The 1269-nt window shown below is 68.5% G+C and carries 1 protein-coding gene; it reads right to left on the bottom strand.

The genetic code is table 11. The features are described from left to right. Positions 1–1262: ribonuclease R family protein (locus tag EN745_RS34895; protein ID WP_127423323.1), on the bottom strand; the 1262-nt coding region annotated here is incomplete at its 3' end. Between the last annotated feature and the right edge of the window lie 7 nt (positions 1263–1269).

Genomic DNA, 1269 nt, shown 5'->3' with positions numbered 1-1269 from the left:
GCGAGAATCGGCCCGGTCTTGTCGTCCGGCATGCCGTCTATGGCCGCCTGCGCCTGCGTATAGGCGAGCTTGGCCGCCGACTTCATCATGATCCGGTGGAAGGAGTGGCGAAGCTTGCGACCGTCGGCGGAGAAGGTCATGCGCACGGCGAGCCCCGGCCGGTCCTGGCCTTCGCGCAGCGAACAGAGGTCGTTGGAGATGCGCTCCGGCAGCATCGGCACGACGCGATCCGGGAAATAGACCGAATTGCCGCGCTTCAGAGCCTCGCGATCGAGCGCGCTGCCGTAGCGGACGTAGGCCGCGACATCGGCGATCGCCACCGTGACCAGCACGCCGCCGGGGTTCTTCTCGTCCGGGTCAGGCGTCGCGAACACCGCGTCGTCATGGTCCTTGGCGTCGGCCGGATCGATGGTGATCAGCGGCAGGTCGCGCCAGTCCTCGCGGCCGGCAAGCGTCGCGGGCTTCACCGCCTCGGCTTCGGCGAAGACGTCGGCCGGGAAGATGTGCGGGATGTCATGCGCGTGGATGGCGATCATCGAGACCGCCTTCTCGCTGGTCAGCGAGCCCAGAACGTTGAGCACCTTGGCCCTCGGCAGCCCGTAGCGGGAGGCGCGCGCGGGCTCGACCTCCACCAGGTCGCCGTTCCTGGCGCCGTTCTGGAATTCCTTGTCGACGATCAGTTCGGGCTGGCGCCGCTCCACCGGTTCGATGCGGAACGTGCCGTCCTTCAGAACGCGAAAGACGCCGAGCACGGCATCGCTGCGCCTCTCGAAGATCTTCATCACCCGCCCGGTGTAGGCAGGGCCGGATGGATCGTCGGTCGGGAAGGTCTTGGCGAGCACCCGGTCGCCTATGCCCGGCGTGGGGCCGCTGCTTCCGCGCGAAACGCGGATGGAGATGACCGGCGGCGAGCCGGCGCCGCTATACTCGCTCGGGTGCGCCAGGAGCACGCCATCGCTGTCGCGGCCAAATATGTCGAGCACGGAGACATGGGGCAGGGCGCCGGAGCGGGCGAGCCGCTTGCGTTCCCTGGTCAGCAGGCCCTCGTCCTGCAGGTCGCGCAACAGATCCTTCAGCCAGATGCGGTCCTCGCCGCGCAGCGCGAACGCCTTGGCGATTTCGCGCTTGCCGGAACGGTCCGGGTTCTCGGCGATGTAGCGCAGGATTTCGTCGCGCGACGGACGGTAGTCGTCCCGGACCTTGGCCCTCGTGTCGGCGGTGCGCGGATCGCCGTGGCTTCGTCCGGAGATCCTGCGCGCCACGCCTGCT

It is taken from the genome of Mesorhizobium sp. M4A.F.Ca.ET.022.05.2.1 (assembly GCF_003998845.1).
GTDB lineage: Bacteria > Pseudomonadota > Alphaproteobacteria > Rhizobiales > Rhizobiaceae > Mesorhizobium.
This window is presented reverse-complemented; position numbering and strand designations above follow the sequence as displayed.